At 42.2% G+C, this 14,522-nt stretch carries 11 protein-coding genes and 1 tRNA gene; 6 read left to right on the forward strand and 6 right to left on the reverse strand.

What is annotated here, in order from left to right; translation table 11 throughout:
- Positions 1–178: 178 nt before the first annotated feature.
- From DXX93_RS10250 to DXX93_RS10265, 4 genes are all read left to right on the forward strand, one after another.
- Positions 179–838 carry a response regulator transcription factor gene (locus DXX93_RS10250; protein ID WP_116009915.1) on the forward strand — a complete coding sequence of 220 codons (660 nt, stop codon included), beginning with the start codon at positions 179–181 and terminating at the stop codon, positions 836–838.
- Positions 839–859: 21 nt separating this feature from the next.
- A complete protein-coding gene (locus tag DXX93_RS10255; protein ID WP_116008016.1) occupies positions 860–2,239 on the forward strand; it encodes a sensor histidine kinase in 1,380 nt (459 codons plus the stop codon).
- 583 nt (positions 2,240–2,822) lie between these two features.
- Positions 2,823–3,137, forward strand: coding sequence for a hypothetical protein (locus tag DXX93_RS10260; protein ID WP_116008017.1), 315 nt, complete (start codon positions 2,823–2,825; stop codon positions 3,135–3,137).
- Positions 3,137–3,685, forward strand: coding sequence for a DUF4760 domain-containing protein (locus DXX93_RS10265; RefSeq protein ID WP_116008018.1), 549 nt, complete (start codon positions 3,137–3,139; stop codon positions 3,683–3,685). The genes DXX93_RS10260 and DXX93_RS10265 overlap by 1 nt, the downstream gene beginning before the upstream one ends.
- A gap of 167 nt (positions 3,686–3,852) precedes the next feature.
- Here DXX93_RS10265 and DXX93_RS10270 read toward each other — a convergent pair whose 3' ends face one another.
- From DXX93_RS10270 to rlmKL, 4 genes are read right to left on the reverse strand one after another with little or no spacing between them, the layout of a single operon-like run.
- Positions 3,853–5,598 (reverse strand): DUF3466 family protein, encoded by a 1,746-nt coding sequence (locus DXX93_RS10270; protein ID WP_116008019.1) that lies wholly within the window; start codon positions 5,596–5,598, stop codon positions 3,853–3,855.
- Positions 5,599–5,618: 20 nt separating this feature from the next.
- Complete coding sequence (gene uup / locus DXX93_RS10275) at positions 5,619–7,526, reverse strand: ATP-binding cassette ATPase Uup (protein ID WP_116008020.1); 1,908 nt, start codon at positions 7,524–7,526, stop codon at positions 5,619–5,621.
- 29 nt (positions 7,527–7,555) lie between these two features.
- Positions 7,556–7,837: a glutaredoxin family protein gene (locus tag DXX93_RS10280; RefSeq protein ID WP_116008021.1), complete on the reverse strand. Its 282-nt coding sequence runs from the start codon at positions 7,835–7,837 to the stop codon at positions 7,556–7,558.
- A 17-nt stretch (positions 7,838–7,854) separates the two neighbouring features.
- Positions 7,855–9,984, reverse strand: coding sequence for a bifunctional 23S rRNA (guanine(2069)-N(7))-methyltransferase RlmK/23S rRNA (guanine(2445)-N(2))-methyltransferase RlmL (rlmKL, locus tag DXX93_RS10285; RefSeq protein ID WP_116008022.1), 2,130 nt, complete (start codon positions 9,982–9,984; stop codon positions 7,855–7,857).
- 247 nt (positions 9,985–10,231) lie between these two features.
- On the opposite strand from rlmKL, the gene DXX93_RS10290 reads away from it, so the two are divergent.
- Positions 10,232–11,440 (forward strand): IS256 family transposase, encoded by a 1,209-nt coding sequence (locus DXX93_RS10290; protein WP_116007348.1) that lies wholly within the window; start codon positions 10,232–10,234, stop codon positions 11,438–11,440.
- A gap of 170 nt (positions 11,441–11,610) precedes the next feature.
- Positions 11,611–11,687: transfer RNA gene (locus DXX93_RS10295), tRNA-Met, on the forward strand.
- On the opposite strand, the gene DXX93_RS21185 is transcribed toward DXX93_RS10295, so the two are convergent.
- Together DXX93_RS21185 and DXX93_RS10305 are read right to left on the reverse strand one after the other, a co-directional pair.
- Positions 11,644–13,317, reverse strand: coding sequence for a recombinase family protein (locus tag DXX93_RS21185; RefSeq protein ID WP_374188943.1), 1,674 nt, complete (start codon positions 13,315–13,317; stop codon positions 11,644–11,646). The two genes, DXX93_RS10295 and DXX93_RS21185, sit on opposite strands and share 44 nt — an antisense overlap.
- Positions 13,314–14,470 (reverse strand): IS3 family transposase gene (locus DXX93_RS10305; protein WP_116008023.1). Its coding sequence is split into 2 segments (ribosomal slippage): positions 13,314–14,227 and positions 14,227–14,470, totalling 1,158 coding nucleotides; the frame shifts between segments, so codons are not numbered across the junction. The genes DXX93_RS21185 and DXX93_RS10305 overlap by 4 nt, the downstream gene beginning before the upstream one ends.
- Between the last annotated feature and the right edge of the window lie 52 nt (positions 14,471–14,522).

Here is a 14,522-nt window from a genome sequence, read left to right on the forward strand (position 1 = left end):
CTTAATTAGGGGAGAAGTTAAAACGGGCAGAATTCTAAATGATAATAATTATCATGTGCAAATAATTTACAAAACTTACAATTACAGTGCTTTGTCATCATTTATTTTAAGAATAACTTGCAATCAATTAAAAAATAGTAATGATATCGCCAATTATTCCTATTTATATTTTATTGCTGTGCCTAATATTTTAGTAGCCGATGATGACTTGCAGTTGTGCGAGTTATTAAAGTCAGTATTAGAAGAAGAAAATTACACTATTAGCCTCGCCCATGATGGCGAGCAAGCCCTTGATATTCTTGGTCAAAAGTCAATAGATTTGTTATTACTTGACGTCATGATGCCAAAGCTAAATGGTATCCAAACCGCTAAACAAGTGTGCAAACGCTTTGCCACGCCAATTTTAATGCTAACGGCTATGGCAGATGAAAGCGCAAAAATAGAGGGCTTTGCTGCTGGCGCTGATCATTACTTGGCCAAACCTTTTAGTGTGCCTGAATTATTAGTTCGAATAAAAGCAATATTGCGTCGAGTGGCGATGGAGCGGCAACGCACTGGCACGGCAATTTCTGACACTAACCTGCAGCAAGCCATTCAAGCACTACCGTTAACCAATACCGAATTTGAGCTAATTGATTATTTAATGCAACACCAAGGCAGAACAGTATCCAAAAAAGACTTACAAATAAAAATCCTGCGCCGCGATTATTGTCAGTTTGATCGCAATCTCGATATGCACATTAGTAATATTCGCCGCAAATTAACCCAAGCGGGGCTGCCCAAAAAGACGATTGTTACCGTTCGTGGCAAAGGCTATGCCTTTACTCAAAAGCGCTAATTATAGTTTAAGTAAAAACTAATGAAGTTAACTCAAAACTTTCCTCAGCTCAGTATTAGTCAGCGTTTATTTGGCTACTTTAGTGCCATTTTTTTGTTGGTATTCACACTATCTACCCTTATTGAATTACTGCTCATCAACACGCTATTAACCTTACCAGCCAAGTTGCAACAAGAGTTTCAAGATTTGGCCTATCAAGCGCAAGCGTATATTGACAATAATGACTTAGCCAGCCTAAAAAATTGGGAAGAAGCGCAGCGATATGCCTTGTATGTGGTTGATAACGAAAATAAAAGTATCACAGCAAGGGAGATTCACCCCCATGCTCAATTTAAAATGTCACAAAGTCGCCAACTTGATCAACCCATGAACAATCGAGTCAGTAAGCCGATGTTGGCAATTCACTTATCAAATGATGACCACTTAATGATTCAGTTGCCTTGGCAATTACACCCTGCTGACGAAGCCAAATATTATCTATGGTTGATGCGTTTTCTAGTCGCTGCGATAACATTGGCACTAGTTTCAAGAATTTTTGCCAAACACCTACAGCAACCACTAAGGCGCTTACAAAAGGTCAGCCGACAGCTAGCCACTGGTAACCTAGCCGTAAGAGCATCTAATCAAGTCAACAGCAATATTACTGAATTTCACAATTTAGCATTAGATTTTGATCACATGGCCAGCCAAATTGAAAAGTTATTGGGTAGCCATAAAAAGTTACTGCGCAACATCTCTCACGAACTTAGAACTCCCCTCACTCGACAAAGCTTAGCCATGCACTTGCTGAAAAGCAGATTACACCCAGAGCAACTCAGTTATTTTGAAACTATCGAAGAAAACAGCGAGGAAATGAACAGGCTTATTCAACAAATTTTAGACTTTAGTCGCTTGCAGAGTCGACACTTTCAATTTGAGCTAAGCCCGCAGCAATTAGCTCCTATTATTGAGCAGGCTATCGAAAAACTAAAGCCGGAGCTTGGTCAACAGCAACGCATTAGCTTTGTTAATCACACCGAAGATAGTTACGTCATGGCAGATGATGACGCAATTACCTGCATTTTACAAAATGCGATATCGAACGCTCTTAAATATGCGGGTAAAAAATGTACCGTAGAGATAAACCTTGAACGAGAAAAACGCGATATTATTTTAATCATTAGTGACAATGGCCCCGGCATAGAAGAGCAACATCTACATAAAATTTTTGAACCTTTTTATCGCGTTGACTCCAGTCGTTCAAAAGCAATCGAGGGGTATGGCTTAGGTATGGCAATTATGAAGCAGAATATTGAACAAATGAATGGGACTATTAGTGTCGAATCACCATCTGGTAAAGGCCTAACAATTCGCTGCCAATTGCCGATTGCACCTACTACTTTTAGCGGCTCACGAACATAGTCAGTCGGCTTACTTTATTTGAGAATTATAATAGGTAAGCCAGCTTTTCGCATTTCGAAAGCCATTTCTTTGGCTCTGTTTGCATCTAAATCAGTGCCGCGCAACAAATCAGGACAGTTTTCTTCAGGAGCTTTGCTTATTATTCTACTGGAGAAAGATCACCATTAGCACTATGAAGTCTTGCTAAGTTGTAATAGCGCCTATATGCCGCCGCGTCATTTCTCATATGCTCACAAGTTGGCAACGTCATTTCGTTTTGGGCTATCTACAGGAAAATACGAATAAACTAGGCTATACCTAAGTGCACAACGACGATACAACAATTGCAAGCAACGCCAGCTTAAAAAGCTGCATTGCGATGGAAATGACTTATGGCAACGGAAGCGACGACTCACAAGCTCACCAAATACACCAGTCCAACTGAGATAAAGCCTTACCAAACTGGCCGCTCACCCAAATATCTACGCAATAGTGCGAAAGTAAACTTTAGAATTGAATCATCGCTCACGGACAAGTCATTCATAGAACCTAAAAGAATGGATTACAAACAATAATGTTAAAACTAGATCGAGGAACGATTGTAATGGCTAGACTTTATACCATCACGCTAATATTGGCACTGACTATTGTTTCTTTAAAAGCAATAGCAAATCCAGCATCTAGCGGAACTCAACATAAAGAACAAAGTAAAAAGTTGCCAAAGCAGGTTGTTAATAACGTAAAACCGAGCAGTAAAAAAGACTCACCAAACAAAGAAAAAAGTGAGCCGTTGCAGGAAATGTCTCAAAGTAATAGTCCCCCTTCCCCAGCGCCATCGTCGCCAATGCACAAGCCCAAGGGTATTATTGATATTTGTAAGCTAAATCCGGAATTAGCATCATGTAAAGGGAATGAATAATGCCACTCCTTGATGCCTTCAACACCCACCATAAAGCCATTAATACCGTGGTTTCGCTATTAACGGTTTTGGTGCTAATTTGTGGCGGTCTTATCAGCTTGTTTGAGTACCTGGAGCATAAGCAAAATCAAAAAATCAATATCAGCTTGGCAATCATCAAACGTCACCAAACTGGGGAGATTTTCCAACATCGGCTAAGTATTAATAAAATGATGCAAGAAGCGCATAGTGATATTAAAGATCTTTTCGAGCGAGATAAAACCAACAAGGGCTATATTGATTTTATGATTGACCTCATAAATAAGCAAAAAATGGGATATAAAATCAGAGCTTTATTTAATTTATATGAAGAAGCTATTATTTGCGTTGAGCTTTCGCTGTGTGACCAAAAGACCATAGACCGCTATTTAACGATTCCAGCAACCGCATTTTTTAGGACCTATTTCCCATATATTTGCGGGCAACGTGATAAATGGAGCAATAGTGCGCTTTGGCAAGAAGTTGAAATCTATATTAATGAAGAACAAAACGAAAAGCTTTGTTTGTGAGTAATAAATACAAATTTTATTGATAGACGTTTCAATCACAACTGATATTTCACTTTCAAAAGAGAGAGTTACCAGTTTAGTTTAAGGGTTCCTGATCCAGATAATACAAAAACGGCTCGAAATGAGCCGTTTTAATTTTCAAAAGTTCTTATACCTTGAGCAAGGGGCTAACGATTGCGCTTACGTCTAAAACCAAATACAGAAAGCATTGCAAGCAGCCCTGCGCCTAAGCCAGCACCTTTACGCTCCACTCGGTCTTCTGACACTTGAGTACAATCTTCAATGTCACCACTGATTGGTCTTAACGTAACCGCACGTACAACATCTTCAACGAGTTGCTCGCCGCTGTCACTCAACATTAATTCACCTTTCGCATCTCTGCGTGGCACTTTAACAACTGCGGTGGCAGAAATTTCATTGTTGTCGTTAATATCACGTGCTTCAATGATGGTGTAATCAGAGTTGCATGTTAAGAAATCATTTAGATCGGTAAACGTTTCATTATTGATATCGTACAAGAAGCCATGTGTGCGGCGTTGGCTAGTGCTATTTTGCGTTTCGAACTCACCTTCACCGACAATTAACCCAGCGTTATTGATAGCAAATGCAGTACTTGATGAACCGTTAAAGAAATCATCAGGGAAAATCATCGTCATATCACCAGCTGGTGCGTTAGTATCAATATGATAAAACTTTTCACGTACTGAGCCATTTACTGAACGAGTAACATAACCAACTGCGATACCATTGTCGTTAATATCGTATGCTCGCCCTTCACCTACTTCACCATGATCTTCGACAAGGCTCGTTACTTCACCGTTTTTATACACAACGGGATAAAGACGACGAGGTTCATTTTGGCTTGGCGATGTTTCAGTTTCATCGATCCAACCGTGACTAAAACCAACCGCAACACCGTTAGCATTAATAGCTTGCGCATAACTGCGATACACTCGCTCGTCACTTTCATTTGGCGTGACCAGTAAACCTAAATCGGTTTCACCAACAACATTACCTTCGCTATCTAAGTCCCATTGATAAGCGGTTAGGAAGTACAAGTCGCTTGACAAGTTTTGCACACAAACTTCAAACGGAATGTCATCAACAATATTGGGATCCGCGCAGCCACCAGTTTCATCTTCAATATCGTCTACGCGATTTTGGTTAAGTCGGTTACTCACGTAGCCAACAGCAGTTGTGCCCTTGATATCTAAAATCGCTGATTGGCCATTATAAAAACGGGTTTCAGGCGCTAAAATAGGCTTGATCGTTTGACCGTAATCCGTAGAGATAAATGCACGAGTTGCAAAATCACGCACCCAATGTGTTACCTCATCACCATCACTTTCGGTAAAATCTAGCGGTAAGTATGGCGCTGAGCCGTTACCGTAAACCCAACCATTGTCTGTAATACCGTTAATAAAGTCGATTGTTGAACGGGTCAAGGTACTCGTGTTGGTAAACGGGGTATCAAAAACAACAAATTCTTCTGATTGGCCGCTGCGATTGATCATGGCAACCGTGTCACCAATTTTTTGATAGCGGGAACTACCTTGGCCTTCCAAAAAGCGGGTCACCCACACTAAGTCGTTAGCCGTTGGGTTACCGGCACGAAGTGCGGCTTCATCTTCGATATCTTCTAAGTTATTGACTAGTTCGTGGGTGCGATCAGCATTATTGACGATTGTGTCGTAATCATCTTCATCTAGATATTGAAATTGTACGGGCAAGTTATAACTATCTGTGCCCTGCACGGCTGATTCACCAAGATTGTTAACTTGTTGTCCGTAAGAGAATTTAAGTGAGTTCACTTCACCTAGATCAACGACTTCATAGGTTGCAGCGTTAACCGCAGCTGCCGATAATGCGCTGGTTACACTAAGGGCAACCAGAGATTTCATAATACTTTTCATCTAACTACTTATCTCACTTATTATTTTTCATCTAACTCTTGCCACCTGTCGTAAGCAGCTTCGAGCTTTGACTCACTTTCTTGCAGCTGGTTCAATATTTTCTGAGTTGTTGCTGTGTCTTGGCTAAAGAAGTCTGGTTGATTGACCTGATCTTGCAATTCACCAATTAAAGACTCCAGATTATCTATTTCCTCTGGCAAAGCTTCAAGCTCTCTGGCCTCTTTATAAGATAATTTTTTCTTCGCGGTGGGTTTATCCTGCTTTTGTTTTGGTTTTTCAGAGGCTTGTGCTGGTTTTAATTGCTCCTCATGAGCTTTTCGTTGCGCCGCCTTGTAGGCAAGATATTGATCAACGTCGTCATAACCGCCGACAATTTGTTCAATATGGCCACTGCCATCAAAATACAGACAAGTATTAACACAGTTGTTAACGAAATCGCGATCGTGACTCACTAACACAACCGTACCGTTATAATTGGCGACAACTTCTTCTAAAAGCTCTAAAGTTTCAATATCCAAATCATTGGTTGGCTCATCGAGAATTAACAAGTTACTCGGGCGCAAGAATAAACGCGCCAGTAACAAGCGATTTTTTTCACCACCAGATAATGCTCTTACTGGCGTACGTGCGCGTTTAGGGCTGAATAAGAAATCTTGTAGATAACCCAGTACATGGCGGCTGCGACCATTTAACGTGACTTCCTGCTTGCCATCTGCAACGGTATCTTGCACCGTTTTATTCGGGTCAAGCTGTTCACGATGCTGATCAAAATAAGCAATATCTAAGTTAACGCCAACGCGGACCTTACCTGACGTCGGTTTAAGCTGCTCCATTAATAGCTTAATTAAGGTTGACTTACCTGTACCGTTGGCGCCGATCAGCGCCAAACGATCGCCTCGGCTGACAAGCAAGTTGAGGTGATTAATCACGCGCTTTTCATCAAATGCAATCGAGGTGTCTTGTGCTTCGAAGACAAGCTTGCCGGAACGATCGCCACTGGATATTTCAATATCACCTTGCGATTTTAACTCTCGGCGTTGGCTGCGCTCTACACGTAAACGCTCAAGTGCGCGTACTCGCCCTTCATTACGGGTGCGGCGTGCTTTAATACCTTGACGGATCCAAGCCTCTTCTTCCGCAAGCTTCTTATCGAACAACGCATTTTGCTGTGCTTCTACGTGTAAATCGTGTTGTTTTTGCTCGACGTACTTATCGTAATCGCCAGGATAGCTAGTTAATTGTCCGCGATCTAAATCAACAATGCGAGTCGATAAACGGCGAATAAACGCACGGTCATGGCTAATAAAAACAATAGTACCAGCAAAGTTTTTCAAAAATTGCTCTAACCATAAGACACTGTCTATATCTAAGTGGTTAGTTGGTTCATCAAGTAGTAATACATCTGGGTTGGTTACCAAGGCCTTGGCTAAGGCAAGCTTTCGAAGCCAACCACCAGAGAGTTGATCAACTGTTTTATCCGCATCAAGTGCCAAAGTACTTAACACTTGTTCAATGCGCTGCTCGTCTTGCCAGGCATTCGCCTGCTCTAGTTGCTGCTGTACATTCGCCAACGCATCTAAATTTTTCTCACTTGGCTGTTCGGCAACCAGGGTGACTAACTGGTGATATTGTTTAATGAGCTCAGCATTGGCATGTAAGCCTTCAGAAACATAATCAAACACCGTTTTATCGCAGGTTTGCGGGGGATCTTGCTCCAACATGGCGATACGAATATCGTTAGAGAAGGTCAATTGACCATCGTCCAGTTGCTGTCGACCACTGACGATTTTTAATAATGAGGATTTGCCAGCACCGTTGCGGCCAACCAGACAAACGCGCTCACCTTGATTAATTCTCAGCTCGGCATCATCAAGAATTTTAGCGTCGCCAAAAGCGAGCTCAGCATTAGTTATACGGATTAGTTCCATTGGGATATTTACTACTCTATTTCACTACGTTAATTAGCGGCTTGGTTACTGGCATTAGCGGCTAACGCCAAACCATTGGCAACGAACTCGGTTAGCTGTTTGAGGTTAAAGGGCCAGAATAGCTCTTTACCATCGATATCACGCTGCATTACCGGAATATGCTGGCCATAGGCTTCAACTAAGTCTTCTTCATCGACTATATCAACCAATGTCAGCATTATTGGCATAGGTAACAGCTGACACAGTGCTAGCGCATCTTCACATAAGTGGCAGCCGTCACTGCCGTATAAAATAAATCCATGATCAATCATGCTATTTTTCCTAGCGCTTATATTCGAGTAATCAACCAGCTGTTATGAATGTGCTTGTTGCGCGCAAAATCCTTATCACGTGTTTTATCCGTTAGATTTTGTGCTTTTAAACCAAGCTCGCTTAGCGCTTCAACGTCAATTTTAAAATTACGCTTGTTGTTGGTAAACAGTATCTCGCCATCGTCAGTCAGTGAGCCAAGTGCATCAGTGATCATCGCTATGTGATCACGTTGCACATCAAAGGCATCATCCATGCGTTTAGAATTTGAAAACGTTGGCGGATCGATAAAAATACGTTGGAATTTGTCGGTGTTCTCTTTTAGCCAATTTAAGCAATCGGCTTGCACAAATTCATACTTGTGGCTTACCAATTGGTTTAACGCAAAATTTTCCTGCGCCCAATTGAGGTAAGTGTTTGACATATCTACGGTCGTGACTTTTTCAGCCCCGTGAAGTGCTGCCTGCACCGAAACCGAGCCAGTATAGGCGAACAAGTTAAGTAAACTTTTATCTTTTGCCCATTTCGCAACAATTTGCCTTGTTTTACGATGGTCAAGGAACAAACCTGTATCAAGGTAATCCCACAAGTTCACTTTGAGCTTGGCGCCGTGCTCGTTGACGACAAGCGCTTGGTTCTTTTTATTCAGTTTGTTGTACTGGTTACTGCCCTTTTGCTTCTGGCGCGTTTTCAGTACGACTTTACTGGCGTCAATGCCAGTAACTTTAGGCGCCCAAAAGAGCACTTCTTGTAAACGCTTTGCGACTTTTTCAGCGGCTATTTTAGCTGGCGCAGCGTATTCCTGGATAACGAGGTAATCTTGATAGACATCGACAGCGACATTGTATTCAGGAATGTCGGCATCGTAACAACGATAACATTCGATACCTTCTGACTTTATCCAACCTTTGAGGGCTTTTAGGTTTTTCTTTAAACGATTAGCAAAATCGGACGGTTGCTGACTTAAATCAACACCGCCGTGTAAACTGTCTTTTGCGAGTTGTTTGTCATCTAAGTCGTAAGTCGCTAACAAACAATCGAGAGGGCCGTTTTTAAACTTATAGCGCTTGCTCGTCGCCAGTTTTAACAGTGACAACAACTCAGTATTGGCCGTTAAAATAGACACGCGCCAATTGCTGTACTGCTGTTTTAGCTTGCCACCAAATTCGCCAAATAGCTCGACTAACTCTGGTAATTCACCAATGCGCTCGCCGTATGGCGGGTTAAATAGCATAACGCCTGGTGTTGAAAATACGTTATTAATTTTACCCGCGTCTTTGCAGCTAAATTCAATAAGATCAGAAATGCCAGCTTTACGGGCGTTTTGTTTCGCGGTGTTGACGACGCGACTGTCGATGTCGCTTCCGTATACTTTACCAGTGAAGTTGGCAAAATTGTCGATAGATGTTTGGTGAGCCTTGTCAAAGGTTTGCTGCCAGAGGGCATCATCATGGCCAAACCAATGTTCAAAGCCCCAAAATTCACGCTCTAAACCCGGTGCTTGTTTGGTCGCTAGGCCAATCGCTTCAATTAACACTGTGCCTGAACCACACATAGGATCAACAAGCGGTTTACTTGTGTCTTCTAGCCAGCCAGAGCGCATCACCATGGCAGCGGCCAGATTCTCTTTTAACGGCGCCGCGCCGCTGTCTTTGCGGTAACCACGTTGGAATAAGCCTCGGCCAGAGAAGTCTAGGTAAAAGCTGACTTGCCCTTTGAGTAAACGTGCTTGGATGCGAATATCAGGATCTTGTTTACTGACCGATGGGCGCTCTAAATCATTTTCTCTAAAATAATCAACAATGGCGTCTTTTACTGTTAAGCCACCAAATTGACTGTTGCGAATTTCTCGGCTCTTGCCAACAAAATCAATCGCAAACGAATGCTCAGGTGCAAAGCAGTCATCCCACTCCACCGATTTTGCCGCTTGATAAAGTGCATCTTTGTTTTGTGCATCGCCTTCGCTCAGTTTTAGCAAGACTCGGCTCGCTAAACGCGTCCACAAACAAATTTGGTAAGCCTGTGCTAGCTCGGCAGTAAAATAAACCCCCTCTGGCTTTTGCACCACGTTGCTTCCACCTAATTGCTGGATCTCGTCCACCAATAAAATTTCAATACCCGGAGAAGTTAACGCTAAAAATTGATACATAAGAAAAGCCTGGAGATAAAAGTGGCGGCAATTATAAACAAACTGGGTAAGCTGCGATAGTTACTTAGCTAAATACCTGAGTAAGTATTTGTGTGGATGATTGAGTTCAATAGCTTCTGTTAGCCAAGTTGGTTTATTTAACGCCACAAGGTGCAATAATTAAGCAAACAACACTTTTTCGACTCTGTAACTAAATCTGTGTAACTGCCTATTATTAATACCCATATAGGGTTTAGGATAGGTAGTTATGAACAAGAAAGAACTTGAAGTCTTTGCCAAGCAAGCGGCTAAATCCATCAAAACGGAAGCAGATTTAACGAACTTTCGTAAAATGCTTACCAAGGTAACGGTTGAAGCTGCGCTTAATGCGGAGCTGGATGAACACCTTGGTTATGTTCGTCATGAGCAATCCATCAACGATAATTCACGCAATGGCTATTCGCCCAAAACTATACGAACAGAAGATGGCGAGATTGATTTAGATACACCTCGTGATAGAGATTCTAGTTTTGAGCCTCAACTGGTTAAAAAGAATCAAACCCGCTTTACGTCAATGGATGACAAGATTTTATATCTGTATTCCAAAGGCATGACGACTCGTGAAATCGTGTCCACATTCAAGGAAATGTACGATGCAGATGTTTCACCAACACTGATTTCTCGTGTGACTGATGCGGTTATCGCTCAAGTCGTCGAGTGGCAAGCCAGGCCGCTTGATGCTGTTTACCCAATCGTCTATCTCGACTGCTTGGTTGTAAAAATACGCCAAGATAAGCAAGTCATCAACAAAGCCATTTACTTAGCCTTAGGCGTGAATATCGAAGGCCATAAAGAACTTCTAGGTATGTGGATATCAGAAAACGAAGGCGCGAAGTTCTGGCTTAACGTATTAACGGAGCTTCAAAACCGTGGCGTCAAAGATATCCTTATCGCCTGTGTCGATGGCCTTAAAGGTTTCCCTGATGCAATTAATACCGTTTATCCTGACACACAAATTCAGCTTTGTATTGTTCATATGGTGCGTAATTCATTGAAGTTTGTGCCGTGGAAAGACTACAAAGCCATCACGGCTGATTTAAAGCGCATATACCAATCGGTAACTGAAGATGAAGCCTTAATGGCCTTAGAGCAGTTTGAGCAACGCTGGGACAGTAAATATCCCAATATCTCTCGCTCATGGCGAAATAACTGGCAAAACGTTAGTACCATCTTCAATTACCCTGAAGATATCAGAAAAGCTATTTACACCACCAACGCTATTGAATCGCTGAACTCAGTTATACGTAAAGCCATTAAGAAACGTAAGCTGTTCCCACATGACGATTCGGCGAAAAAGGTGGTTTACTTAGCTATTGAGCAGGCATCTAAAAAATGGACGATGCCGATAAGAAATTGGAAATCGGCCTTAAATCGATTTATGATCGAATTCGAAGACCGATTAAAAGATGTTATTTAAAACTGGCAGTTACACAAAATGTGTTACAGGGTCACTTTTTCTCATAAAACTAGTTGCAAATTCTTTTCACACTCCTTAACATACGCATCGCTTCGAAAGACAAGCCGCTTTATTTAGCTCGCTTGTTAAGGTCGTCGGTAACCGACCTCTTAAATCGTTACAATACTTGGCGCGGGATGGAGCAGCCTGGTAGCTCGTCGGGCTCATAACCCGAAGGTCGTCGGTTCAAATCCGGCTCCCGCAACCATTTTGCCCTTGAAGGTACTTTCGTTAAGAAAGTCAACACACTCCAATTGTTCTGATACACTGCTAATCTGCTCTAACAGTGGATCATACTCGGTAATCTTCTTTTCTCTGCCCGTCGCGATAGATAGAATACCCGCCAAGTCGCCATGTAAGTCGACCGTGTACTCTTTACCGCATGCTTTAGGCGTTAGAACGATTCTATCAATTAATCCTCTTAGCAACTCGGCTGCTTCCGTTCTGCTCTCTTCTTTGTTTAACGAAACCCTGAGCGATTTGATCTCTTGTTGGTAGCGTTTCGCCATGCTTGGATGAAGCAGGACTTGAGGCTCGTCCTGCTCTTTTAAATAGGCTTCAATACTATCGCGCCTATTGGCAATTGCCATCAAGCTATCTTTAATCTCTGAGGCTGGAATACCATTTTTAATAGCTTCGATAATGTTTTCTTTGTCTTTAGCGAGTTTAACCAATTCCTTTTTATATCTATCAATTTTTGAATAGCGTGCTTTACGCAACGTATTGATATGTTTTGTATACTCTTCACAAAAAGCATCGATAAGCTCAGACTTCATTAGATGCTTTTGCAATCCGTTAAGTATCGTATTCTCCAAGGCATCTTTTCGGATGGTAAGACGATTGGCGCATGTGCCTTTATTTCTCGAAGTTGAACATCCGTAACGCTCTGCGGAAACCATGCTGATACCACCACCGCAACAGCCACATTTCAATAGATAAGATAGTAAGTTTGGAGGACGCCTCTTTGACTGCAAATTAGGTTTTTCATCCAGTGCCTTTTGCCTATCTTTCACCTTAAGCCAAAGTGCTTGTTCTATAATACGCAAGTGCGGCACTTCGGTAACCTGCCATTCGTCCGAAGGATTTAATCTACTGACCCGTTTACCTGTGTCTGGGTCTTTAATGAACTTCTGACGGTTCCAAACTAACCGCCCGATATAAAGCTCGTTATTGATAATGCCAGTTCCGCGCCTTCTGTTGCCATAGATAGTGCTTGCGCCCCATGCCTTGCCAGACGGACATGGGATATTGTCTGAATTGAGTTTTAAGGCTATTTTCTTGGGAGATACGCCTGCGGCGTAGTCTTTAAATATCTGCCTTACGATGTTGGCTTCTTCCGGAATAATTTCCCGCTCTCCCCTTTCCAGTTCACCGTTTGCACTTAATTGTTTCAAGACCTTGTACCCATAGCAGATACCACCACCTGATTTCCCTTTTTCAACACGGCCACTTAGGCCGCGATGGGTCTTAATGGCGAGGTCTTTTAAAAACAAGGCATTCATGGTGCCTTTAAGGCCGATGTGAATCTCACTGACAATGCCGCCATCACTGAGCGAATAGATTTCTGCTCCGGCAAATTTAATCCGCTTATAAATACCAGCAACATCTTCTTGGTCACGGCTTAAACGGTCTAGCCCTTCGGTCATTACAATGTCGAACATTGACATTTGGGAATGGTGCATTAACGCTTGAATACCCGGACGCAATAACATGCTAGCACCACTAATCCCATGATCGGTATAAACTTGCACGACTTCCCAGCCTTCAGCCTCGGCGCGTGCTTTGCAAATACGAACTTGGTCTTCAATCGAAGAGTCATTTTGAAGTGTTCTGGTCAACTCCAGCCGGACACTTTTCTAAAAGAATTTTCATACTCTACTGGTGACAGATCACTATTAGCTGAATGCAGTCTTTCTAAGTTGTAATACTTCATATAATCGACAACATCATTTTTCATATGCTCACGCGTAGGTTGAGCCACTTTAAGTAACCAATCATGTTTCAAACTGCCAAAGAACCTCTCCACTACTGCGTTATCCCAACAGGCTCCCACATCACCCATACTCGCTCGAATACCAAATTGTTCGAGCAGCTGACGGTAACGCTTACTGGTGTATTGAGAGCCTCGGTCAGAGTGGAATATTAAGCCTTTAGCTGGTTTTCTCAGGTTATAAGCCCTAATCATGGCTTTCATCACTAAGTCAGTCGTCATACGTTTATCTATATGCCAACCAACAATGCGTCGAGAATATAAATCCATCACAACAGCAAGATACATCCAACCTTCGCCTGTTTTTAAATAAGTCACATCACCAGCCCAAATCTGATTTGGCCCCAACGGATTAAAGTTCTGATTAAGCAAATTATCTGCAACTGCATCAGCATGCTTACGCTTCGTTGTTACCTTGTAGGCAACTCGCTGCTTTACTTTTAGGTTTAACGCTTCCATGAGCTTTCGAGTTCTGTGCTTACCAATTTCAAAGCCTTCTTTGCGTAAGTTTTTATGTAGCTCGCGATAGCCCAAGCTTTCACGACTGCGTTTAAACAGCGCTTTAGCTCGCCGATATAAATGAAGCTCTTCTGCCGTAATTAACTTGGCTGGCCGTTTGAGCCATGCATAGTAAGCAGAGCGACTGACTTGCATCACAGCACACATCTTGCGGACGTCATGAGCCTGACTATTGGCTTTGACGAACTCGTACTTTACTTCATTTCTTTCGCAAAGAAGGCGCTTGCCTTTTTTAAGATCTCTTTCTCCACTTTGAGTTCTTTAACTTCTTTTCTCAGTCGTTTTAGCTCTGCTCGTTCACCTTCACTTAACGCATTGCCAGCTTGTTGTTGTTCAAGTTTCGCTTTCCAGTTATAAATGAGTTTAGTTGTAATTCCCAAAGAGGCTGCGGCTTGTGAGACCGTATAGCCTTGCTCAGTCACTAAAGCTACAGCTTCTTGTTTAAATTCGGTTGTATAGGTTTTGTTTTTTCGTTTTGTCATTTAACACCTCAATATTGGAACATTGTCCTTTATTAAAGTGTCCGGCTCAATT

The organism is Thalassotalea euphylliae, assembly GCF_003390335.1.
Lineage (GTDB): Bacteria > Pseudomonadota > Gammaproteobacteria > Enterobacterales > Alteromonadaceae > Thalassotalea_F > Thalassotalea_F euphylliae_B.